Origin of the sequence: Nonomuraea roseoviolacea subsp. carminata (genome assembly GCF_024172185.1) — a bacterium.
Lineage (GTDB): Bacteria > Actinomycetota > Actinomycetes > Streptosporangiales > Streptosporangiaceae > Nonomuraea > Nonomuraea roseoviolacea.
The window spans coordinates 8,733,149-8,755,792 of sequence record NZ_JAMZEC010000001.1 but is presented as its reverse complement, the minus strand read 5'-3'; the positions used below and the strand labels follow the sequence as shown (position 1 = coordinate 8,755,792).

The 22,644-nt window shown below is 73.2% G+C and carries 18 protein-coding genes; 7 read left to right on the top strand and 11 right to left on the bottom strand.

Translation table 11 applies throughout. The features are described 5' to 3' along the window. Nucleotide 1: 1 nt before the first annotated feature. The 4 genes from HD595_RS40715 to HD595_RS40700 all read right to left on the bottom strand — a co-directional run bounded on the left by HD595_RS40715 (nt 2) and on the right by HD595_RS40700 (nt 4,554). Nucleotides 2-1,549, bottom strand: a complete 1,548-nt coding sequence (locus HD595_RS40715) for a hypothetical protein (RefSeq protein WP_253778923.1) — start codon at nt 1,547-1,549, stop codon at nt 2-4. 100 nt (nt 1,550-1,649) lie between these two features. Then, nucleotides 1,650-2,765, bottom strand: a complete 1,116-nt coding sequence (locus HD595_RS40710) for a CE1 family esterase (RefSeq protein WP_253778920.1) — start codon at nt 2,763-2,765, stop codon at nt 1,650-1,652. A gap of 54 nt (nt 2,766-2,819) precedes the next feature. Continuing rightward, nucleotides 2,820-3,569: a TSUP family transporter gene (locus HD595_RS40705; protein ID WP_253778918.1), complete on the bottom strand. Its 750-nt coding sequence runs from the start codon at nt 3,567-3,569 to the stop codon at nt 2,820-2,822. Nucleotides 3,570-3,678: 109 nt separating this feature from the next. Then, on the bottom strand, nt 3,679-4,554 hold the full coding sequence (locus HD595_RS40700; protein WP_253778916.1) for an alpha/beta fold hydrolase: 876 nt from the start codon (nt 4,552-4,554) through the stop codon (nt 3,679-3,681). 84 nt (nt 4,555-4,638) lie between these two features. Here HD595_RS40700 and HD595_RS40695 point away from each other — a divergent pair, with 84 nt between their 5' ends. Then, a complete protein-coding gene (locus HD595_RS40695; protein WP_253778913.1) occupies nt 4,639-5,259 on the top strand; it encodes a CGNR zinc finger domain-containing protein in 621 nt (206 codons plus the stop codon). A gap of 81 nt (nt 5,260-5,340) precedes the next feature. Here the strand turns inward: HD595_RS40695 and HD595_RS40690 are convergent, their stop codons facing one another. Then, nucleotides 5,341-6,381: an NAD(P)-dependent alcohol dehydrogenase gene (locus HD595_RS40690; RefSeq protein WP_253778910.1), complete on the bottom strand. Its 1,041-nt coding sequence runs from the start codon at nt 6,379-6,381 to the stop codon at nt 5,341-5,343. Nucleotides 6,382-6,695: 314 nt separating this feature from the next. Here HD595_RS40690 and HD595_RS40685 point away from each other — a divergent pair, with 314 nt between their 5' ends. Next, the gene (locus tag HD595_RS40685) at nt 6,696-8,906 is read left to right on the top strand and encodes a HelD family protein (protein WP_253778908.1); all 2,211 of its coding nucleotides are present in this window, start codon (nt 6,696-6,698) and stop codon (nt 8,904-8,906) included. Between the two features lie 48 nt (nt 8,907-8,954). Here the strand turns inward: HD595_RS40685 and HD595_RS40680 are convergent, their stop codons facing one another. From HD595_RS40680 to HD595_RS40665, 4 genes are all read right to left on the bottom strand, one after another. Beyond that, nucleotides 8,955-14,462 (bottom strand): WXG100-like domain-containing protein, encoded by a 5,508-nt coding sequence (locus HD595_RS40680; protein ID WP_475717777.1) that lies wholly within the window; start codon nt 14,460-14,462, stop codon nt 8,955-8,957. Between the two features lie 57 nt (nt 14,463-14,519). Further along, the gene (locus HD595_RS40675; RefSeq protein ID WP_253778904.1) at nt 14,520-14,816 is read right to left on the bottom strand and encodes a hypothetical protein; all 297 of its coding nucleotides are present in this window, start codon (nt 14,814-14,816) and stop codon (nt 14,520-14,522) included. 50 nt (nt 14,817-14,866) lie between these two features. Next, nucleotides 14,867-15,043, bottom strand: a complete 177-nt coding sequence (locus tag HD595_RS40670) for a hypothetical protein (RefSeq protein WP_253778901.1) — start codon at nt 15,041-15,043, stop codon at nt 14,867-14,869. A gap of 93 nt (nt 15,044-15,136) precedes the next feature. Then, on the bottom strand, nt 15,137-15,610 hold the full coding sequence (locus tag HD595_RS40665; protein ID WP_253778898.1) for a MarR family winged helix-turn-helix transcriptional regulator: 474 nt from the start codon (nt 15,608-15,610) through the stop codon (nt 15,137-15,139). Nucleotides 15,611-15,717: 107 nt separating this feature from the next. Between HD595_RS40665 and HD595_RS40660 the strand changes: the two genes are divergently transcribed. Both HD595_RS40660 and HD595_RS47115 read left to right on the top strand, forming a co-directional pair. Next, nucleotides 15,718-18,957, top strand: coding sequence for an efflux RND transporter permease subunit (locus HD595_RS40660; protein ID WP_253778896.1), 3,240 nt, complete (start codon nt 15,718-15,720; stop codon nt 18,955-18,957). Between the two features lie 95 nt (nt 18,958-19,052). Continuing rightward, nucleotides 19,053-19,292: a VOC family protein gene (locus HD595_RS47115; protein WP_337960030.1), complete on the top strand. Its 240-nt coding sequence runs from the start codon at nt 19,053-19,055 to the stop codon at nt 19,290-19,292. On the opposite strand, the gene HD595_RS40650 is transcribed toward HD595_RS47115, so the two are convergent. Together HD595_RS40650 and HD595_RS40645 are read right to left on the bottom strand one after the other, a co-directional pair. Continuing rightward, nucleotides 19,264-20,679, bottom strand: coding sequence for a N,N-dimethylformamidase beta subunit family domain-containing protein (locus tag HD595_RS40650; RefSeq protein ID WP_253778892.1), 1,416 nt, complete (start codon nt 20,677-20,679; stop codon nt 19,264-19,266). The two genes, HD595_RS47115 and HD595_RS40650, sit on opposite strands and share 29 nt — an antisense overlap. 268 nt (nt 20,680-20,947) lie before the next feature. Further along, a complete protein-coding gene (locus tag HD595_RS40645; protein ID WP_253778890.1) occupies nt 20,948-21,109 on the bottom strand; it encodes an alcohol dehydrogenase catalytic domain-containing protein in 162 nt (53 codons plus the stop codon). 20 nt (nt 21,110-21,129) lie between these two features. Between HD595_RS40645 and HD595_RS40640 the strand changes: the two genes are divergently transcribed. The 3 genes from HD595_RS40640 to HD595_RS40630 are packed head-to-tail and all read left to right on the top strand — an operon-like array spanning nt 21,130 to nt 22,587. Then, entirely contained in the window at nt 21,130-21,579 is a 450-nt protein-coding gene (locus HD595_RS40640; RefSeq protein ID WP_253778888.1) for a hypothetical protein, read from the top strand. Beyond that, complete coding sequence (locus HD595_RS40635) at nt 21,576-21,899, top strand: winged helix-turn-helix domain-containing protein (protein ID WP_253778886.1); 324 nt, start codon at nt 21,576-21,578, stop codon at nt 21,897-21,899. The genes HD595_RS40640 and HD595_RS40635 overlap by 4 nt, the downstream gene beginning before the upstream one ends. 25 nt (nt 21,900-21,924) lie before the next feature. Next, entirely contained in the window at nt 21,925-22,587 is a 663-nt protein-coding gene (locus tag HD595_RS40630) for a serine hydrolase (protein ID WP_253778883.1), read from the top strand. Nucleotides 22,588-22,644 lie beyond the last annotated feature (57 nt).

Sequence of the window (22,644 nt, the reverse complement as noted above, 5' to 3'; positions counted from 1 at the left end):
CTCAGAAGGGGGTCAGCTCGGGTCCGATCAGCTCTCCCTGGTGCGGCTGCGGGTGCGCCTGGTCGTGGTAGTAGTGGCCGGCGTACCAGACGACGACGTTGGCGCCGTCGATGCTCTCGCCGTCCAGCCACCGGTTGATCGCCGCCCGGTCGCGCGGGCCGGGGTTGCCGTCGTCCAGCTCGGCCGGGTGGTGGCGCAGGAACCACAGGTCCGACACCCCGTAGGCGTCGGCGGTCCCGTCGTACGGGCCGGGATGGATGCGGTAGCCGTGGCCGGAGGACTTGTCGCGCACCTGCCAGTACCGTCCCTCGGCCCGCCGCCGCGACGTCTCGCGGATGACGGGCACCGGGCCGGGGCTGACGGGGCCGGCGTCGATCTGCTCCACCACGTCGTCGGCCGCGCCGCCGATGTCGAAGTCGAAGCGCCAGTACGCGTGGTGGCGGTGCACCTTGCAGGTCATGGGGTTGGCGGTGGCGGCGAAGCCGAACCTCGGCCGGATGGAGCCGTCGTCGCCGAGCCGCCAGTCGCTGGCGTAGCGGTACCAGCCGGCTGCCAGCTCGCTGACGATGCGCAGTTCCCGCCCGTCGTGGTGGAAGGCGACGCCCTGGAAGTTGCCGGAGTCGCTGTCGGTGCGTTCCAGGATCGTGCGCGGCGGCGACGTGCACAGCCGCCAGCCCCATCCGACCGGGTCGGAGCCGGCGGCGGAGAAGCGGGTCTCGAAGCTCGCGTCGTCGCGGAAGGTCGTGCCCTGCTCGTACTCGACGTTGAGGACGGGCACGTGCGCCTGCCGCAGCGCCAGCCGGCCCCGGTAGCGGACGTTGCGCAGCTCCACGCCGCCGCCCACGCCGGGGTTCTGCGGGGCGGAGGCGCGCGGCCGTACGACCAGCAGGTCCCACAGCACGGTGTCGCCGCGCAGCACCTTGACGTGGACCTGGTCGGGGCCGCCGCGGTCGGCCAGCGCGTCGACGCCCTCGGGCACGGTGTGCTCGCAGTCGTGGTGCATGCGCAGGTCGATCCCGGCCGGGGTCCAGTCGACGGCGCGGTGGGTGAGGTCGACCGCGACGATCCGGTGGCGTACGCCGGTCGGGTCGGAGGGGGTGTAGACGCCGAGGGTGGGGCGGCGCACGGTGGTGCCGTCGGGGTTCTCCAGGTCGGCCAGCGGCGGCATCGGCCGGTAGACGACGACGTCGTCGCCGTGCGGGAACGCGGGGTCGGCGCGCAGGACGGCCGCGGCCGCGGTCAGCTCGCCGGAGCTGGGTTGCGGCCGGAACGCGCTGGGCCGCACCTCGGCCTCCTCGGGCCGGTCGAGCGTGCCGCGCAGCTCCACGGCGCGGTTGCCGATCGGGTCGAACACGGTCGCCCGGAACGGCGCCGCCGGTCCGGGGTCGTGGCCGAGGGCCGCGGCGTGCGGCACGATCAGCCCTTCGGCGTCGCCGACGCCCAGCTCGGCGAGCACCCGCGGGTGCCCGGCGACGGCCTGGCGTAACTGGTCGGTGCTGAGGCCGGGGCGCGGCACGGCCTCGATCTCGATGCGTACGTCGTCACTCATGCGCGGTGTTCCCCCGCTTCCGGCTCGAGGTCGGGCCCCCGAGCCTTCATACCGCCTGCCGCGCCGGGCCGGTAGGCCCGATTCGCCCGGGAAGCAGGAGCTATCGGGGTGGGGTGGCGTCGAAGGCGTCCAGGATGACCTCGGTCGCGTCGAGGTCGCGGCCGGTGGGGCCGAGGCGCGGCACGCCGATCGCGCCGGGCCAGGTGTGGCCCGCGCCGCGCAGCGTGTACAGCCGGACGGACGCGCCGCCGCGGCAGCCCGTCCAGCGGTCCAGCCGTACCGTGCCCGCCGGCGCGGAGACGTCGTCCTGGGCGCCGCAGCCGAGCGCCTTCGCCCACGCCCGCGCGCTCTGCTCCACCGGGGGCAGCGTGACGAGCCTGGCCAGGGCGCGCCGCCTGTGGGAGTTCTGGAACGGGTGGCCGCCGCGGTAGGGGACGATCGTGTCGGCGGTGCCGTGGAAGGCGAGGAGGGTGACGGGGGCGGGGTTTTCGCACGGCGGGACGATGTTCAGCCCGGCCACGGCCGCCACCCCGGCCAGCCGTCCGGCGACAGGGTCGCCCGTGGTGCTGCCGGTGGCGCCGCTCGTGGTGCTGCCCGTGGTGTTGTCCGTGGCGCAGATCAGCGCGGTGGACATGCCGGCGCCGAACGACATGCCGGCCGCGAACACCCGGCCGCGGTCCACGCACGCTCCCCGCTCGACCCGCTCCAGCAGCGCCCCGAGGAAGCCGGTGTCGTCGGGTCCGTAGGCGTGGGGGAGCGTCCAGCCGAGCCGTCCCTGCGCGGCCTGCGGGGTGATTCCGATGTAGCCGCGCTCGGCGCCCCGGCGCGGCAGGCGGCTGTAGGCGGCCTGGTCGGCGGCGTTGGAGCCCAGGCCGTGCAGGTCGAACAGGACGGGGTGCGGGCCGCGTCCGCGCGGCAGGGCCAGCAGGTAGACGCGTTCGAGGCCGCCGTACCGGATGGTGCCGCGTCCCTCGCGCAGAGCGGGGCCGCCGCCCGCGCACCCGGCCGCCGACACGCCCCGGTCGGGTGACCCGGTGCGGCCGTCGCGCTCGGCCGACAGGGTGGGGGACGCCGGCGAGGCGGTGGGGGAGGAGGAACGGGGCGCGGGACGGTCGTCGTGCCCGGTGCACCCGGCCGCCAGCAGCACACCGCACAGCAGCGCCCCGCACAGGAGCGTCCTGCGCTGTCCGGTTCGCCCGCCCCGCTCCGTGCCCATCACACTTCCCCCTCCCCGTGGTTCTGCCACCCGAGCCCGCACCCCACACCCCGCTCAGCCGTGCGGCTGGATCCACAGCACGACCGCCAGGACGAGCCCGACGAGGGCCACCAGCGGGCGCAGGACACGGGCCGGCACCCGCCGGGTGACGAGCGGCCCGAGGGTGGAGCCGGCGAACAGCCCCACGCTCAGAGGCACGACGGCCGTCCACGCGACCGGCGTGAAGACGGCGAACGCCGCGGCCGAGACCAGCACCCCGGCGCCGAGCAGCATGTTCTTCAGGGCGTTGGCGGTGGGCAGGCGCGGCTCGGCGGTGATCAGCAGCAGCGCGAGGATCATGACGCCCGATCCGGCGCCGAAGTAGCCGTTGTAGACCGACAGCGCCACCAGCGCCGCGGGCAGCAGCACGCCGCCGTCGCGGTGGCCGCGCAGGGCGGCCAGGCGCGGCTGGGCGAGCAGCGCCAGCGACCCGGCGGCCACCAGGAACGGCACGACGCGCGCGAACACGCCGGGCGGGGTGGACATCAGCAGCGCCGAACCGGCCGCGCCGCCGAGCGCCGCGACGGGCACCCAGCGGCGCAGCCACGGCCCCTGCCCGGCCAGCTCGGGCCGCGAGGCGAGGGCCGCGCCGGGCCAGCAGGCGACGGCGGCGACGATGTTGGCGACGTTCGCCGCCAGCGCGGGCAGGCCCGCGGCGAGCAGCGCCGGGTAGGAGATGAGGGAGGTGATGCCGCCCGCGGTGCCGACCAGGCCGGCGAGCACCCCGGCGGCGGCCAGCAGGAGCGCGTCGCCGACACCGTTCACGCCGGCCCCCGCTGCCGGGCCGGGTTCGAGATGGAGGTCATTGCAGAGATGATGCCTGCACGCGCCCGCTCGACGCCTCCCGGGTCTCTGATCTACTTTGTAAAGGAGGTCACTTCCATGACCGGTCGAGGAAGTCGGCGATGAGGGGAGCGATCTCCGGCAGCTTCTCCTCCAGGGCGAAGTGCCCGGTGTCGAACAGGTGCAGCTCGGCGTCGGGCAGGTCGCGCAGGTAGGCGCGGGCGCCGGGCTCGGGGAAGAACAGGTCGTCGCGGCCCCAGACGATGAGCGCGGCGGGCCGGTGCGCGCGCAGCCACGCCTGCCAGGCCGGGTAGCGCTCCACGTTGGAGTGGTAGTCGAAGGCGAGCGCCACCTGGGCCTCCTTGCGCCCGGGCAGGTCGAGGAAGTGCTGGTCGAGGGTCCAGCCGTCGGGTGCGAGGAGTTCGGGGTCGCCCAGGCCGGTCTCGTACTGGCCGCGCGTGCCCTCCAGGGTCAGCAGGCCGCGGATGGCCTCCTCGGCGCCCTCGGCCTCCGGCCGCAGGGCGACGAAGTCGCGGGCGCCCTGGGACAGGCCCTCCTCGTAGGCGTTGCCGTTCTGCACGACCAGGCCGGCGATCCACTCCGGGTGGCGCTCGGCCAGCCGGAACCCGACGGGGGCGCCGAAGTCGAAGACGTACATGACGAACCGCGACAGCCCGAGCTCGCGCACGAACCCCTCGGTGACGTCGGCCAGCCGGTCGAAGCTGTAGACGAAGCCCTCGGGGGCCCGCGTGTGGCCGAAACCGGGATAGTCGGGCGCGATCAGCCGGTAGTGGCTGCCCAGCGCGTCCATCAGCCGGCGGAACTGGTGCGACGCCGACGGGAACCCGTGCAGCAACAGCAGCACCGGCGCGTCGGCCCGCTCCGGCACGGACTCGCGGTAGAAGACCTCGACGCCGTCGACGTCGACACGGCGGTGGACAATGCGGGGGACGACCGGGAACGACATCTCACATGCCTCCTTAGCGGAATGATGCATTAGTTGTAGCGGGCGGAGGCTAATGTGTCAATCCGGGGATGTACCATTAGTCGCATGATTGATCTGGTGCCGCTGATCGGCGAGCCCCTGGCTCTGGACCTGGTGAACACCCGGCCTCTGCTGCCGGATGGCCCGGCCGACCTGCTCGCGACCCCGGCGGGCCTGGCCGGGTGGCTGTCCGCGCAGGCCGGCCGGCTCGACGGCTCGGGTGTGCTGGACGCCGGGACGGAGGCGTCCCGTGCCTGGGAGGGGCTCACCCAGGATGACGTGACGGCCGTCCATGCCGTACGCGACCACGTGGCGGTCGCGCTCGGCCACGTCCGCCGGGGGGAGCGGCCACCGGCCGCGGCGCTGGACGGCCTCAACCGGGCGCAACGGGCCGCCCCCGCGATCCGCGAGCTGACCTGGGACGGCCGGGCCGGGGACGCGGGCGGGGGGATCGTGGTGACGCCCCGGCGGTCCGGGCCGCCGGGCGTCCGTCTGGCCGCCTGGCTCGCCGAGGCCGCCGGCGACCTGCTGGCCGACCCGGGCGTGGGGCGCGTCCGCGAATGCGAGGCCGACGACTGCGTCATGCTGTTCCTGCCGGCGCATCCCCGCCGCAGGTGGTGCTCGGCCGCCCGCTGCGGCAACCGCGCCCGCGTCGCCCGCTACTACCAGCGGCACAAGGCGACCTGATCGCCGGTCACCAGGCGTACGCCTCGGGCGCGGGCCTGCCCCTGGCGGTCGCCCGGGCGCAACGGCCCGGTGCGTCGCGCGTCAGCCGAGGGTGGCGGTGTCGATGACGAACCGGTAGCGGACGTCGGAGGCCAGGACCCGCTCGTACGCCTCGTTGATCCGGTCCGCCGAGATCAGCTCGATGTCGGCGCCGAGGCGGTGCTCGGCGCAGAAGTCCAGCATCTCCTGCGTCTCGGCGATGCCGCCGATCATCGACCCCGCGTACGAGCGCCGGGCGCTGATGAGCGAGAACACGTTGAGGCTCAGCGGCTCGGCGGGGGCGCCGACGTTGACCAGCGTGCCGTCGACGGCGAGCAGGCCGAGGTAGGCGTCCACGTCGATGCGGGCGCTGACGGTGTTGACGATGAGGTCGAACCGGCCGGCGAGCCGCTCGAACGTGTCAGGGTCGCCGGTGGCGTAATAGTGGTCGGCCCCGAGCCGCAGGCCGTCCTCCTGCTTCTTCAGCGACTGCGAGAGCACGGTGACCTCCGCGCCCATGGCGTGGGCGATCTTGACGGCCATGTGCCCGAGCCCGCCGAGACCGACGACGGCCACCTTCTTGCCCGGGCCGGCGCCCCAGTGGCGCAGCGGCGAGTAGGTGGTGATGCCGGCGCACAGCAGCGGCGCCGCGGCCGCCAGGTCGAGGCCCTCGGGGACCGACAGGACGAAGCCGGCGTCGACGACGACGTGCGTGGAGTAGCCGCCCTGCGTGATGGTGCCGTCCCGGTCGGTGCCCGCGTAGGTGGGCACCATCCCCTCGAGGCAGTACTGCTCGTCGCCGGCCCGGCAGTTGGCGCACCGGCCGCAGGAGTTGACCATGCAGCCGACGCCGACGCGGTCGCCCACCCGGTGCCGGGTGACGGCGGGGCCGACCTCGGCGACGACGCCGACGATCTCGTGGCCGGGGACCAGCGGATAGGGCTGCGGGCCCCAGTCGCCGTTGACGGTGTGGATGTCGGAGTGGCAGATGCCGGCGTACTTGATCTCGATGAGGACGTCGTTCGGGCCGACGGCGCGCCGTTCGACGACCGTGGGCGCCAGCGGCTCGGCGGCGGCCGGTGCGGCGTAGGCGTGGACACGCATGAGGATCGCTCCTTGGATTCGGGTGGTGTCCCGTCCATCCAAGGCGCCGGCGCGCGCGGGAGGAAGGCACTGCTGAGGGGTGTACTGGCAGGGCACCCCTGGCCGGCGCGGGACCGGGCGGAGAACCCGCAGCCGGCAGAAGAAAAGCCGCTCACCTGGACGGTTGCGGCATGCCTCGCGGGAGGGGTACGCTCACATGCTCGATCCCTAGCGAGCTACGCTTCACAGTCCTCCCGTAAGGAGTATAGCACGGCATGAGTCAGCGTCAAGATGCTCTCGCGGAAGCCCTTGACAAGGAACAGGCCACTGTTTCGATGCTCTACGGCCACCTCGACGCGGCCAGGACCCGGGCCGAGGAGACGTTGCGGGCGGTGTACCTGAGGTCCGGCGGCACCCGGCAGGCCCGGGTGGAGCGGGAGGTGGTGGCGGCCGAGCAGGCGCGGCGGCTGGCCCGGCTGCGGGCCGTGGAGCGCGGCCTGTGCTTCGGCCGGATCGACGACGTCTCCGGGCGGACGCTGTACGTCGGCCGGATCGGGCTGCGCGACGACGAGCACGAGTCAGTGCTGATCGACTGGCGCGCCCCGGCGGCCCGGCCCTTCTACGTCGCCACGGCCGGCGACCCCGACGGGCTGCTGCGCCGCCGCCACCTGCACCTGAGGCAGCGCACGGTCGTCGGCCTGGACGACGAGGTGTTCGACCTGGAGCGCATGAGCGACGGCGACCGGCGCACGCTCGTCGGCGAGGCGGCGCTGCTGGCCGCGCTGCGGCGGGGCCGCACCGGCCGGATGGGCGACGTCGTGGCCACCATCCAGACCGAGCAGGACCGGGTGATCCGCTCGTCGCTGCAGGGCGCCCTGGTCGTGCAGGGCGGCCCGGGCACGGGCAAGACGGTCGCCGCGCTGCACCGCGCCGCCTATCTGCTCTACACCCACCGCGACACGCTGGAGCGGCGCGGCGTGCTGGTGATCGGCCCGAACGCGATGTTCCTGCGCTACATCGGCCAGGTGCTGCCGTCGCTGGGCGAGACGCAGGTCGTCATGGCGACCCTCGGCGAGCTGTTCCCCGGGGTGCGGGCGACGGCGTCCGACGACCCGGCGGCGGCCGTGGTCAAGGGCGACGTGCGGATGGCGCGGGTCGTGCGCGACGCGGTGCGCGCCCGCCAGCGGGTTCCCCGCGGCGACCTGGAGGTGCCGCTCGACGGGCTGACGCTGCGGGTCCCGCACGAGACCTGCGTGCGGTTGCGCGACCGGGCGCGCGCGGTGCGGCTGAGCCACAACATGGCGCGCAAGCTGTACGTCACCGAACTGCTCAAGGAGCTGGCCCGGGCCGAGGCGCGGGCGCTGGAGGAGTCCCTGCGCCTGGCCGAGATGGAGCTGGAGGACCCGGAGCTGGACGGGCCGCTCGACCTGGAGAGCGAACTGGACGACGTCGACATCGACCTGGCGGCCCGCCGGCTGTGGCAGGAGCCGCCGGTGCGCGCGGCGATCGACGCGCTGTGGCCGGAGCTGACGCCCCAGCGGCTGGTCTCCGAGCTGCTGTCCGACCCCGACGCGCTGTGGGAGCTGTGCCCGTCCGGCCTGGACTGGCCCGCGCTCGTCCGGCCGGTCTCCGCGCCGTGGACGGACGGCGACGTCCCGCTGCTCGACGAGGCCGCCGAACTGCTCGGCGAGGACGACTCGGCCGCCCGCGTCGCCTCCCGCGAGGCCGCGGCGGAGTGGTCGGAGCAGGAGCTCTACGCCCGCGAGGTGCTGGAGTCCACGGGCCTGCTGGAGGAGGGCGTCTTCCAGCGGGCCGACGTGCTGGCCGGCCGGCACGCCGACGACGGCGAGGGTCCGACCACCGCCGAGCGGGCCGCGGCCGACCGCACGTGGGCCTACGGCCACGTGATCGTGGACGAGGCGCAGGAGCTGTCGGCGATGGCCTGGCGGGCGGTGATGCGGCGGGTCCCGGCCAAGTCGCTGACGATCGTGGGCGACATCGCGCAGACCGGTTCGGCGGCCGGCGCCCGCTCCTGGGCGCAGGCGCTGGACCCGCACCTGGCGGGCCGCTGGCGGGAGGAGCGGCTGCTGGTCAACTACCGGACGCCGGTGGAGATCATGCGGGTGGCGGCCGACGTGCTGGCCTCGGTGGCGCCGGGGGAGGAGCCGCCCCGGTCGGTGCGCGAGGGCGGCGCCGAGCCGCGGGCGGTGCGGTGCGCGACGGCCGGGCTGCCCGCCCTGGTGGCGGAGGAGCTGGCCGCGGTGGGCGACGGCCGGGTCGGCGTGATCGTCTCCGACGCCCGGCACGCGGAGGTGGCGGCGCTGTTCCCGGGGGAGGACCTGGAGGAGCCCGTGGTGGCGCTGACCGTGACGCGGTCCAAGGGGCTGGAGTTCGACGCGGTCGTGGTGGTGGACCCGGCGGGGATCCTCGCGCAGTCGCCCCAGGGCGGCCAGGACCTGTACGTGGCGGTGACGCGGGCGACGCGCCGGCTGACGGTCGTCCATGACGGCGACCTGCCGGAGGTGCTGTCACGGCTGCGGTCTTGAGATCTACTTTGTAAAGGCGCCGGGCCCGGCTTCGGGCGGCCTGGGGCCTCACGGCCCCTGGAGCCATGCCTTGACCTGGTTCATCACCGGGCCCGGGACAAGGTCGTCCGGAAGGTAGATGCGTAACTGGCCGCGTCCGCCCAGGGCTCCGAGCTCCCTGGTGACCGCCGTCATGTGCCCCTCCGGCGAGACGTGGATCTCGGAGTCGGCGGCGATCACCACATGCCCGGTGAGCCGGGCGATGTCCAGCGGATAGCGGCCGGTGCCGATGTTGCAGTTGGCGAGCAGGATGACGTCGTGCCGCTTGAGCTTCGGAGAGTTGAGCAGCAGCGCCGCGGTCTGCTTGGCGTTCAGGATGTCCTGGCCGATCACGTTGCCGTCCTCCGTGCCGTGCCCGTCGACATAGCAGGCGCCGTCGACGGGCTTGACCTTGCGGGCCGACGCGATCAGGGCCCGGTCGTCCGGGTGGTCGAGGTCGCGCAGCCACACGCCGGCGTCCGTCTGCTCGACGTGCTCCTTGAGGTGGTGGCGTAGCTCGGGGGTGAGCGGGGGCCTCATCCGCGGCACCGCGATCGCGACCGAGCCGACGGCGCGGCCGTCGGGGACCTGCACGACCAGAAGGTGCCGCTCGTGCCACCCTTCCTGTACGGCCAGCACCTTCAGCCGCACACCTGCCCGGAAGAGGGCGTGGGCGGGCTTGCCCGACAGGCCGGAGACGTCGACGTACTCGCCGGCCCTGATGGTCAGCCGCACGCTCTCCGGCTGTTCGCCCAGGCGGGTGGGGGTGTCGACGCCTTCCAGCAGCCCGTGGAAGACGATCTCGTTGCCGGCCCGGACGTGGCGCGGCAGCCACTCGGCGGGCACGCGCGCGGAGACGTGACCCGAGGTCGTGGGCAGGCGGGCGAGCTCGGCGTCCGCCCGGTCGAGCATCGCGTCGGCGGCGGGGACGAGCGCGGGGTCGTCGGCGCGCCCGACGGCCAGCTCGTTGACCTGGCGCAGGGTGCCACCCTCCAGGAGGTGCGGCAGCGCGGGCCCGTGGTCGCCCGGCGGCCGCCACGGCGTGTCACGGAAGTCGGGCGCCAGCGGGGAGGGGTCGTGCAGCGGGCCCAGGTCGAGCGCGGCGTTCGGGCCGGCACGGTCGATGATCCTGAGGTGCTCCTGGTAGCGCTCGCCCAGGCCATGGCGTTCGAACTCCGGCCGCAGCGCCTCGTACCTGGCGCGCAGCGCGGCGCTGTCGGCCTCGCCGAGCACCGGCCCGCCGCGCAGGAGCTCGGCGAGGCGGGGGTTCTGGGTGGTCAGCCCCTGAAGCGCATCGGTCTGGACGAGCCAGGCGTGCAAGGCTCGTCTGTCCAGTTCCGGCCGGAGCCCGGCGGGCACGGAGCGCTCGTCGTCGGTCATGTGCCAGGGGTCGATGCGGTACTCGTAGACGACGGTGGGGGCGGCCCGGTAGGTGCCCGGGACGCCGTCCCTGATGCCGTGTTCCTCGTGGGCGCGCGCCTCGAACTCGTCGGCCTGGCCGATGTCGTCGAACTCGTGGCGGATGGCGCGGGTGCCGTCGTTGAACGTCACCACCTCGGTCCGGTTCGAGGTCAGCGGCACCAGCTCGGCGTCGCGGATGCCACTGGCCAGGGCGGCGCGCAACTCGTCGCTGCCGTGCGCCTGGTAGACGGTGCCGTCGGCCGTCCGGTGGACCGCGGGGCCGTCGAGGCCGAGGGCGCGCCTGGCCAGGGCGGCCTCCAGCGCCTTGTCGGCGGCCTTGCCGCTCAGCTCCAGCGCCTGCGAGCCGTCGCCGAAGGTGACGACGCGGCCGAGGTCGGAGTCGCGCGTGAGCAGGATGTCGCCGACGTTGTCGGCCAGCCGCCGCGCGGGGTCCATGAGAGGCCGGCCCGCGCCGGGCGGGGCGGTGTCCCTCAGCTGGGCGGCGGCGTCGGCGATCTCCCGGCCCCTCTCGTCGAGCCGTTGCAGAGTGATCTCCGGCAGCGACTCGGAAGGGTCGGTATCCAGGAGGGACTCGGTGCTGACGGCGTGCTCGGCGATCTGCTGCAGGGTCTCGGTCATCCGCGCGTGGACCTCGTCCAGGCCCGCGTCGTCGAACTCCCTCCACATCGTCTCCAGCGTCCTCCGGAGCCTGATGGCGTCGGACGGCGCGAGCGGGTTGGGCGCCCACACCTCCTGGCCGGAGCCCAGGTCGCGGATGAAGTACGCGCTCATCCGCCGCGTCGCGGCGGGCTCCGGCATGAGGGGCGGCTCCCCGGTCAGCGCGGCCAGCAGCACCGGCTCGTCCCGTACCAGGGCGCCGAGCAGGCCGATGAGCACGCCGTCGCGGGTGGCCACCGTGTCCTGGACGTTCCACGCCTCGCCCTGCCAGCCCGAGCCGTCGTACACGGAGTCAACGAGCAGTCCGGCCGTGCCGACGGGGTGCGTGGAGGGCATCTTCAGCCCGAGCTCCTGGCCGAGCTGGGCGACCAGCATCGTGGCTTCCCTGGCCTGCCACGAGGGCAGGTCGACGCGCATGGCGTGCGAGCCGTCCGTGAGGGTGACCCGGGCGCTGTCGAGCGTGACGGGCTCCCAGGAGCCGACCGTCCCCTTGGCGGCCACCTGGCTGAACGCGTGCAGCGGCCGCCACGAGTCGCCGGGGCCCCGCGCCTGGCCCCAGTTGAGCATGTCGTCGATGGAGCCGGGCCGGGGTCCGCGCAGGGTGGGGGGCGGCGATTGCGGGCCGGGATCCGGTACGCCGATGAGCTCTCTGACGCGGTCCCAGACCGATCCGGGTACGGGGTCGTCCGGCAGGAAGATGCGGTAGCGCCCGCGATGGGTGAGCGTGCCGACCAGGTCGGAGTCGGGGAGGCGGGACGGGACGCGATCGTTGGCCTCGGTGATGGCCAGGAGCGATTCGGGGGCGATCACGACGTGTCCGGTCCGCCTGGCGATCTCCTGGGCCAGCGGGACGGGGCCGCCGCCCACCTCGCAGTTGCCCAGGAAGATCACGTCGTCGGGACGCAGCCGGGGCTCGTTGAGGAGCAGCGCGGCCGCCTCCTCCCCGTCGAGCCGGGCGTCGCCGATGTGCAGGGCCTCGGGGTCGCCGTGGGCGTCGACGTAGAAGGCGCCGTCGATCGGCGACATGTCGGGCGCGCTGTCGGCGGACTCCATGTCCCGTGGATGGGTGGGATCGCGGTACCAGACGCCCGCGTCCGTCTCCTGCCGGTGATGGGTGGCGTGCCGGAGCAGCTCCCCGGTCAGTTCGGGCCGTACGCGAGAGGCCGCCGCGCCGCGCTCGGGCAGGCGGAACGGGCCGTGCTCCACCAGGTAGTAGTGCTTGCCGCCGTAGGAGGTGGTCTCGACGGCCAGCACCGTGAACCGGGTGTCGGGGCCGAACAGCACGTGGTGGGGGCGCCCGGAGATGTCGCCGACGTAGCCGTGGCCGCGCCCGAGGATCGTTAGCTGGGCGCTGTGCGGCATGTCCGGCAGATGACTGGCCTCGGTGACGCCGTCCAGCAGCCCGTGGAAGCCCACGGTGGCGCCGGGGCGCATGCCCGCGGGCAGCCGGTCGACGGGGACGCGGGTCAGGACGCTCTCCTGCCGGTGCGTCCCGGTGGCCAGGTGCTGCCCGGCGAGCTGGGCGTACGCCTCGGCGCGCGCCGAGGCGGCGGGGTCGGCCCCCCGGTCGGCCAGGGTCTCGTTGAGCCGCCGCAGCCCGTCGCCGTCGAGGACGTCGGCCAGCGCCCGCCTGGGGTCGGCCGGGTCGGGGTGGTGCCGCATCCAGCGCGGCTGCGGATCCTGCCGTACGGGCGGCGCGGCGGGGTCGGCGGAGCCGAGCAGCGGCACGTGCCCGGTGGCGTGCTGGGCCAGCAGGTCGAAGCGGTGCATGAGGCCGTCGTGCCAGCCGGCCACGCCGAGCCGCTCGAACGAGGGCCGCAGCGCGGCCAGCGCGTCCCTGCGCGCGGCGAAGTCGGCCGGAGCCAGCCGGTTGTCGCCCATGGTGAAGTGGCCGGGCGTCCCGTCGGGCCGCGGGTGCGTCGACAGCAGGTGGGCGGTGGTGTCGGACGCCCACGCCTCGGCCAGCCGGTCGGGCACCGCGTACAGGTGCCGGCCGGCGCCGTCGGGGACCGCGGTGTGCGGGGCGAAGGTCTCGGCCTGCGTCAGCACGTAGTACAGGGCCTGCCGCGCCCGCTGGGCGTCGCTCTGGTGGATGACCATCGACTGCAGATCCACGAAGTCGGTCCGCAGCAGGCCGGTCTCGTACACGACGGTCTCGCTCGCGCGATGGATCGCGCCGATATTGGCCGCCCGGTACGGCGGCAGCGCGCTCGCCTCGTGCAGATCCGCGTCGGCGGCGAAGGTGTACTCGGTGCGGAACGCCTTGGTCCCGTCGGTGAACGTGACCACCTCGTGGGTGTCCTCGCCGAAGGTGTAGACGTCGGTGCGCCTGATGCCGCCGGCCACGCTCCGGCTCAGCTCGGCGCTGCCGTGTTCCTGGTAGACGGCGTCGCCCGCCCGGTACGTGGCGGGCGCGTCCATGCCCAGCGCCCGCGCGACCAGGGCCGCGGCCTCCACTCGGGCGGCGGACTCCCCGGTGTGGCGCACCGCGGTCACCCCGTCGGCGAAGGTGACGACGTCGGCGTGCAGGCCCTCGACGTTCAGGGGCCGCGAGTGGCGCACGCCGGTGGCGACGCTCTCGTGCAGGCTGCCGTGCACGTCGTACTGGGCGAACGTCGTGCGCGGATCGTGCGCCCCCCACGCCGCGGGAACGGGATCCGGCGCGGCCGGGTCGTGGGGCGTGCCGTCGCCGCCCGGCCCGCCGACGTGCGGGTTCCAGCTCGCCCAGTGGGCGTCCGCGGCGCCGGCGGCTCCCGAGGTGACGCCCTTCACCAGCCGCGTCAGGTCGAACGGCTCGTCGCCGAAGGCCTGCAGGGTCGCGTCGGTCAGGCCGCCCGCGACACCGGAGGCCAGCATGAAGTCCAGCAGCCGGCGTGGCGGGGCCAGCCACGTCGTGCCCGTCAGGAACACGCCGTTGAGGGCGCCGCTGCCCATCGACGCCAGCACCTGGTTCCAGTCGATCCGGTCGCGCCGGCTCTGGGTGGTCTGCACGTACAGGTCCATCCCGCCCATCAGCCCGCCGAACAGCGCGATGTTGAGCAGCAGCCGCTTGGCGAGCCGCCGCACGACCTCCCTGGTGAATCGGGCGCGCAGCGTCGCGGCCCGCAGTCCGGGGCCGGCCGTGGCGGGGTTGGCGATGACCGGCAGCAGGGTGGCGAGCTGGAAGATCAGCAGCCCGACCGAGAGCTTGATCATCCGCTTGGTGTACTGGACCTGCACGCCCAGGTCGTTGAGCGCGATCGCCATCGCGGCCAGGCGGGTCAGCACCTCCGCCTGGCGTCCGCCGACGCTGCTCGCGGTTTTCGTGACGAAGATCCTGAATGCCGCGCCGTCCCAGGCGTCCGCGTCAGGAGGACGGAGGCCCGTGGCTCCGGCGACCCGGTAGGCGGCGGTGACCAGCGCGTCGGCCAACGCGAACAGCTTGGACTCCTCGGCCTGGGGCCAGTCCATGCCGACCACCCAGCCGACCCACGGCCGCAGCCATGGGGGTATCCCCCCGTCGAGCCACACCCGTCGTCAGGCCTTCGGGTGGTCGGCCGCCTGGTAGGTCGCGGCGGAGACGTGCAGCGCCTTGCCGGTGCCGTCGAGCTCGTCGATGTAGGCGTCGAAGGCGGCGAGCACGCCGTCGCGCATGGACGGGTACCTCTTCTCCAGCTCGGCGCCGTACTGGTCGTGGCCCATCGGCCGGCCGGCCTCCGCGAACGCCTCGCGCACGTCGTGGAGCACGCCGCGGACGCGCTCGGCCTCCTGGGCCGACTCCTGCCCGGACCGCCCGATGGCATGGGGCGAAGCGGTGTAGCCGTCGCCCCTCATGCCCCTCCGACCTCCCCCGTCACACCGGCATCGTACCGGTCGTACCGCATTCACTTCTGCCTGCGCGCGGCCCGCCTGAGCTCGTCGAGGATCTCGAACTCCTCCGCCGTCAGGTCGCCCGCCACGCTCAGGGTTCCCTCGGAGGTGTGGATGATGATCGGCTCAGGCCGCTCGTCCTGCTCCGGGAGGACCTCGAAGAGCGGCGGCCGCTGGTCGTCAGCGCTCATGCTCTGAACCTACCGCTCCGGGGGCGTCCCCAGGTTGGGCAGCGACGAGATCTACGTTGTCAAGGCGCCAGGCCGCTTCGGGCGGACCCGGCGCTACTCCCGCGTCCCCACCGCGCCGTGCTCCTCGGCGAACAGGTCCGCGGCGACGGCGCGGATGCGGTGGACGACCATGTCGAGGGCGCGCAGCGTGTCGGTGTCGAGATGCTCGAGGACGCGGCGGTAGTGCTGGATGCCGTCGTCCTGGATGCGCTCGATGAGCGCGGCGCCCTCGGCGGTCAGCTCGACCCGGCGCACGCGCCGGTCGTGGGGATCCTCGTGCCGGCTGACCAGGCCCTGGGCGACCAGGCGGTCGACGATGCCGGTGACCGTGCCGAGTCCGACGCCGAGCTCGTGGGCGAGCTCCTGGCCCGAGGCCGACCCGTGGACCGCCAGCCCCATGACCACCTTGAGCTGACGCATCGTCAGGTTGGAGGTGAACAGGGGCGACTGGTGGCGGGCGAAGGCTCGCCCGAGGTCGCGCTGGATGTCGGTGATCCGGCGGATCAGGTCGTCGCGTTCGTCGTCCACTCTCACCTCTTCGCTTCCTGAGAAGCTTATCAGGAAGCTCGCATTGTCCTAAATATTCGCATGGGGCGAAGTGTTAGTCTCGGGGCGAACTCTTGGAGGGACCCCTCATGACCGCATTCGCCCGGTTGAGCCTCGCCAACCGCAGCCTTGTCGTCCTGATTGCGGTCGTGCTCAGCGCATTCGGCGCGTTCACGATCCCGCAGTTGAAACAGCAGTTGCTGCCGTCGCTGGCCTTTCCCGGCGCCTTCGTGATCGCCTCCTACCCGGGGGCGTCGCCGGAGATCGTGGAGGACCAGGTCACCGAGCCGCTGGAGGAAGCCTTCCAGGGGCTCGACGGCATGGAGAAGATGACCTCGACGTCCAAGGAGGGGCTGGCGCAGGTCCAGGTCTCCTTCGCGTACGGCACGGACGTCGAGGCGTCGGTGAGCAAGATGCAGCAGGCCATCAGCCGGGTGCAGCCCCAGCTCCCGTCGGGGGTGGAGCCGCAGGTCGGCGCGGGCAACACCGACGACATCCCGGTGATGGTGCTGGCGGTGGGCGACGGCGGCGACCCGCGGGCGATGGCCGACAAGATCCGGCAGATCATGCTGCCGAAGCTGCAGGCGGTCGAGGGGGTGCGGGAGGCGACGGTCTCGGGCACCCGCGACGAGGTCGTGACCATCACCCCGGACCTGGGCAAGATGGCCAAGGCCGGGGTGTCGCCCACGCAGATCCCCGAGGTGCTCAAGGCCAACGGCACACCGGTCCCGGCCGGGACGCTGACCTCCGACGGCAAGTCGCTGACGGTCCAGGTGGGGGCGCGGATCGACAGCGTGACGAAGCTGAAGGGGCTGTACCTGACGCCCGCCCAGCCGCAGACCTCCGCCCAGGCCGCCCCGACCTCGCAGGCCCAGGCGGGCCGCCCCCAGGCGGGGCAGCCGCCGGCCGGCCGGCCGCAGACGGCGCAGGGGCAGCCGGCCGCGCCCAAGCTCAAGCCGGTCAAGCTGGGCGACGTCGCCACCGTGGAGCGCGGCCTGGCCGACGCGACCTCGATCACCCGGACCAACGGCCGGACCAGCCTCGGCGTGTCGGTCACCATGACGCCCGACGGCAACGCCGTGAGCATCTCCCACGACGTGCGCGAGGAGCTGCCCGACCTGACCAAGGCGCTCGGCGACTCCACCGACACGGCGGTCGAGGTCATCTTCGACCAGGCCCCGTACGTGGAGGAGTCGATCGAGAACCTCACCACCGAGGGCCTGCTGGGCCTGGCGTTCGCGGTGCTCGTCATCCTGGTGTTCCTGCTGTCGATCCGCTCCACGCTGGTGACCGCGGTGTCGATCCCGCTGTCGGTCGTCATCGCCCTGATCGCGTTGTGGGCCGGCGACTACTCGCTCAACATGCTGACGCTGGGCGCGCTGACCATCGCGGTCGGCCGGGTGGTGGACGACTCGATCGTCGTGCTGGAGAACATCAAGCGCCACCTCGGCTACGGCGAGCCCAAGCTGCGGGCGATCCTGTCGGCGGTGCGCGAGGTGTCCGGCGCGGTGACGGCCTCGACGCTGACGACGGTGGCGGTGTTCGCGCCGATCGCGGTGGTCGGCGGCATGGTCGGTGAGCTGTTCGGGCCGTTCGCGGTCACGGTCGCGGTGGCGCTGGTCGCCTCGCTGCTGGTGTCGCTGACGGTGATCCCCGTGCTGGCGTACTGGTTCCTCAAGGCCCCGGACCTGACCCCCGAGCAGGCCCGCGCCCAGCGCGAGGAGGCCGAGGCCAAGGAGCTGCGCAGCCCGCTGCAGCGGGCCTACCTGCCGGTGCTGCGCTTCGCGACCCGCTTCAAGGTGGTGACGCTGCTCATCGGCGTGGTCGTCTTCGTCGCCACCATGGGCCTGGCCGGCCGGCTGGAGACCAACTTCCTCGACTCCTCCGGCCAGAACACGATCTCGGTCTCCCAGCGGATGCCCGCCGGCACCGACCTGGCCACCACCGACGCGGCGGCCAAGAAGGTCGAGGCCGTGCTGGACGACCTGGACGGCGTCGAGTCGTACCAGGTCACGGTCGGCGGCGGCAACGCGCTGCAGGGCGGCTTCGGCGGCGGCGCCGGCGCCGACCGGGCCTCGTACTCCCTGACGCTCGCCGAGGACGCCGACACGCCGAAGGTGGAGCAGGCGCTGCGCGACCGGGTGGCCGGCATGACGGACGTCGGAGAGGTCCGCGTCGGCGGCTCGGGCGGCGGCGGGTTCTCCTCCGACACGGTCGACGTGATCGTGCAGGCGCCCGACGCCGCCGCGCTGAACGCGGCGGCCGGCCAGGTCAAGACGGCCATGGGCGAGGTGTCGGGCCTGCGCGACATCACCTCCAACCTGGAGGCCAGCGCCCCGCGCGTGGACGTGCGGGTGGACCGGGAGAAGGCGGCGGCCAAGGGCCTGACCGAGGCGCAGATCGGCCAGAGCGTGGCCCAGGCCTTCCGCGGCGCGCCCCTGGGCCAGCTCACCCTCGACGGGCGGGCCAGCGACCTGGTGCTGCGCGTCGGCGACGCCCCCGGCGACGTCAAGGCGATCGAGAACCTCAAGCTGGCGACGGCCTCCGGCATGGTCAAGCTGTCGTCGGTGGCCGAGGTGGAGCAGGTGGCGGGCCCGACGCAGGTCACCCGCATCGACGGCGACCGCTCGGCCACCGTGTCGGCCAAGACCACGAGCAGCGACCTGGGCAGCGTCACGCAGGCGCTGAAGACCCGCCTGGACACGCTGAAGCTGTCCGGCGGCGCCACCTACGAGATCGGCGGCGCCTCGGCCGACCAGCAGAAGGCGTTCTCCGACCTGGGCATGGCGATGCTGGCGGCCATCGCGATCGTGTTCATGATCATGGTGGCGACGTTCCGCAGCTTCGCCCAGCCGCTCATCCTGCTGGTGTCGATCCCGTTCGCCGCGACCGGCGCCGTCGGCCTGCTCGTGGCGACCGGCACCGCGCTGGGCGTGCCGGCGCTGATCGGCATGCTCATGCTCATCGGCATCGTGGTGACCAACGCGATCGTGCTCATCGACCTCATCAACCAGTACCGCGAGCAGGGGCTGGGCATCGTCGAGGCGGTCATCGAGGGCGGCCGGCGCCGGCTGCGGCCCATCCTCATGACCGCGGTGGCCACGATCTGCGCGCTGACGCCGATGGCGCTGGGCGTGACGGGGTCGGGCGGGTTCATCTCGCAGCCGCTGGCGATCGTGGTCATCGGCGGCCTGATCACCAGCACGCTGCTGACGCTGGTGCTCGTGCCCACGCTGTACGTGATGCTGGAGCGGGCGAAGGAGCGGATGCGGCGCCGCCCGGCCGAGCCGAAGCCCGAGGAGCCGAAGGTCCTGGCGCCCACGCCGTGACCTTCCCGCGCGAGATCTGACGCGAGCCCCGGCCGCCGGCCGGGGCTCGCGCCGAGTTCTCCTACCGTCCGGCGGACGGCAAGCCGGGAACGTACCTGTTCTTCTACCCGGCGCTGGAGGACGGCGACTACTCGCGGCATCGTCCCGGCCTGCAGCACCTGGCCTTCGTCGTGAAGACCCGCGAGGAGGTGGATCGCCTGCACGCGTGGGCGAGCGCCCGCGGCGCGGACGTGCTCCACCGGCCGCGGGAGTTCCCGCAGTACGGCCCCGCCTACTACGCCGCCTTCTGGGCGGGGCCGGACGGCCTCACCCTGGAGGTCGTCTGCCACCGGTGAGCGCCCGGCGCCCCGCGCCCTGGGCGGGCGGGGCGGCGGGGCCGCGGGCGAAGCGGGTCAGCAGGTTCGTCGTCGCCCGGCGGGTGAAGGCGGCGGCCGACTCCGGCACGCCGTGGCCGCACTGCCGTCCCCGCATGCCGCACACCCAGCGCATCGTGCCGGAGGCGAACACCCCCGCCCCGCTGGGCGCCGTGTAGTAGGTGCTGTTGGAGACCGTGGCGCGTCCCCCGCAGGAGAAGCGCGACTCGGCCAGCACCTCGACGTCGCGGGGCGAGCCGGGTGAGACCCGGTCGGTCTCCACCCCGGCCATGCCGGGGAAGCTGGTGCCGTGGGTGCCGGCGAAGATCCAGTGGTTCGGGCGGCTGACGGTGTAGACGCCCTCGGCGGGGAAGCAGTCGTACATCTGGCCCACCAGCGCGCTCTCCGGCCGCGTCTCCCGCCACAGCCGGCACCGCTGCTCCTTGTCGCACTCGACGGTCCGGTCGTGCAGGCCGATGCGCCAGTAGACGGCGTTCGCGCCGAGGAAGGCGAGGTTCGTCCCCCGGTCCCTGGCGCGGGTGACCGCCTCGCGCATCTGCGGCGACCAGTACTCGTCGTGGCCGAGCGAGAACACCGCGCGGGCCCCGTCGAGCACGCCCGGCTTGAGGTCGAGGCTGGTCAGGTATGCCAGCGGCACGCCGCTGCGCTCGGCGACGGCGAACGCCTCCTGCTCGAAGTCGAGGAAGAGCCGCGCCCCGTTCCCGTCGTACGGGCGGTCGAAGGTGACCGCCCGGGAGCGGCCCTCGAACCCGCCCGGCCCCTGGTAGAGGCTGCGCCCGCCCCACAGGTTGTACGCCTGCCAGGTGGTGACGGCGTCGATCATGACGACGCGGCCCTGGGTGGAGGCCGAGCGCACGGTCACCGGCACGTACCGCTGGGCGCCCGTGGAGGCGTCCAGCCGGATCAGGTAGGGGCCCTCGGCCCAGCCGGTGGTGTCCACCGTGAGGGAGGGATGCCAGTGCGCGGCGGTGACGGTGCCGTCCACGGTCCTGGCCGGCGCCTGCCGCTGCCCCTTGACCTGCGGCGACTTCCACACGGCCGTGGGGTGGGCGCCCATGCGGAAGGCGACGGCGGTGAAGCGCGGCGCGGTGGTGGAGACCCGCAGCCCGAACCGTTCGCCGGGCAGGACGCTGACGCGGTCGGCGTAGCCCTCGATCTCGTGCTCGGCGCCGCGCCTGGCCAGGTGCCAGGAGGCCGGCAGCTTCACCGCCGGCGTGGAGGCGGCGGGCGCGGGGGAGGCGGGTGAGGGCGTCTGTGCCGGCTGCGCGGTCTGTGCCGGCGCGGTGGCCGGTGGCCCGCCCGAGCATCCCGCGGCCAGGAGGGCGAGAACGATGATCAACTTGCGCACGGGGCCATGATCACAGGCGGCCTGGACCCGCGCGGGCGACTTGACGGACTCCTTGCCATGACCACCGTCGAGGTCACGCGGAATGTGAGGGCGGTCAGGATTCATGGACACCGCCTGTGCGAGTACAAGGCGTACGGCGCGGACCGGGATCCCGATGCGGACGTCAAGGACGTGTTGCAGAAGCAGCGCGACGACTACGTCAACCGGGTCGCGGACTCGTCGGAGTCCCGTCGGGACATCTTCACCAGGGTGCCGAAGCCGCGCGTCATCACCGCCACGGCACCACGACGGTCTGCGCGGCCCGCAGGTCCCGGACGCCGGAGCCGACGGTCACGACCTGGGCGACGCATTCGTGACCGATGCCGAACGGCGCGACGACCTGGTCGGGCTGGACACTTGAATGACGGTTGAGTACTCTTCTGAAAGTCATCAAGATGAGCGGGAGGAAACGTGACAGATCATGCCGACTTCTCGGCGGAGGCCGCGCTGCGCGAGGTGGAGCGCGCGCAGGGCGCGGTACGGCGGGCCGGCCGGCGGGCCGCGATGTTCTTCCTGACGCTGTGGCTGATCAGCACCGCCTACTGGCTGGCCGCGCTGCTCGGCCCCGAAGCGGTCCGGGACTACAGCGGCCTGGGGCTCTTCCTGGCCGTCGGCGTGGTGCTCGTCGCTCGCCTCGTCTTTAGGGAGCGGGTCTACAGCCGGATGACGGCCCGGATCGTCTACCCCGTCACCGGGGCGTTCGTGGGGACGAGCGTGCTCGCGTCGCTCTACACCACGTTCCTGCACCCGCTGGAGCCCGGGCCGCAGTGGGTGGTGCCCGATGTGGTGGTCACGCTGGTCGCGGGCGCTCCCCTGCTGTACGGCGCGGTGCGCGTGCTGCGTTCCGAGAATGATCGATGAGCCACCCCCGGCACGCGCTGGACGAGATCATCCACGCGCCGGTACGGCTGTCCATCATGGCCATGCTGGCGGCGGCGGAGACGGTCGAGTTCGGCTACCTCAGGGACACGATCGAGGTCAGCGACTCCCTGCTGTCCAAGCACCTCCAGACGCTGGAGAAGGCCGGCTACGTCCGGGTGACGAAGGGCTTCGTCGGCAAACGTCCCCGAACCTGGCTGGCGCTGACCGACGAAGGGCGCGACGCCTTTCAGAGCTACATGGCCGTACTCCGGCAGATCACGCAGGCCCCTCCCTCGCGCCTGGACGCCGGAACCGACTGATCACCTCGAAGGGCCGGATCGCTGAATGCGCACCATCCTCGCCATGCTCCTGTCTCCTCTGCTGGTGGTGGCCCCGACCACCGCCACGGCCCCGGCGGACCTCAACGACGCCGAGGCCGTGCTCGCCTACATGCGCGCTCATCCCGACGACGTCGCGCTGGTGACGCAGGGCATCAGTCACAACGCCGACCGCCTCACCGCCGTGGCGTCGGCCATCAAGATCTTCCACCTTGCGGCCTACGCCGACGCCGTCCGCCAGGGAAGAGCCGAGCCGGACGAACGCGTCTCCGTGGCCCTGTGGAACTCCTACCATCTGCCCGGCACCGACGGCGGCGCCCACGAAGCGGCGCTGCGGCGACTCAAGCCCGGCACGAGCGTCACGCTCGACCAGCTCGTCTCCGCCATGATCGAGGACAGTGACAACGCCGCCGCCGACTTGCTGCGTGACCGCCTCGGCCCCGGCGCGCTGCTCATCGGCACCAAGGGTGGCTCGTTGCCCGGCGTTATCAGTGAGGCCATGTACATCGTCCAGCCAGGCCGGAAACCGCGCGAAACGGTCCTGGCGCTGCGGCGGCTGCCTGAGACGACCTGGTTCTCCGGTACGCGTAGCTATGCCCACCAGCAGTTCCTCGTGCGAATGGCGACGGATTCCGCCTTTTTCGCGAAGGTCCGCACAGCGTTGAAGTGAAAGATGTGCCCTCACCTGCGGTTTTGCGCCAGTGTGGAAAGCTCGACAAACAACGCC